General features: G+C 50.8%; 1 protein-coding gene. It reads right to left on the bottom strand.

What is annotated here, in order from left to right:
• Positions 1–299, bottom strand: a 299-nt coding sequence (locus NE473_RS31355; RefSeq protein WP_256265664.1) for an alpha-amylase family glycosyl hydrolase, incomplete at both ends; no start/stop codon positions are given.

Genomic DNA, 299 nt, shown 5'->3' with positions numbered 1-299 from the left:
AAGAAGCTCCCCGTCCAGCCATTTGTTAAAGGATCCGCAGTGGTTAAACACGCCATCCAGGATAATCTTCATCCCGCGGCGGTGAACCTCCTCTACAAACCGCGCAAAAAACGCGTCTCTGGCCTCTAAATTCTCCTTCGCCGTGCTTCTCACCATATACTTGGTTGCCTGACGATTATCGGTGGCTCCGCTCTTTAAGGGTTCTCCGCCGTCCTTTACTATAACTCCGTAGTGCGGATCGATATGGTCGTAATCCTGATAGTCATACTTGTGGTTCGATGGCGACACGAAAATCGGGT

Source organism: Hungatella sp. SL.1.14, assembly GCF_024460495.1.
In the GTDB taxonomy this organism is placed as follows: Bacteria; Bacillota; Clostridia; order Lachnospirales; family Lachnospiraceae; genus Hungatella; species Hungatella hathewayi.
Note: the sequence above shows the minus strand (reverse complement) of the source record. Positions and strands in the feature narration are given on the sequence as shown.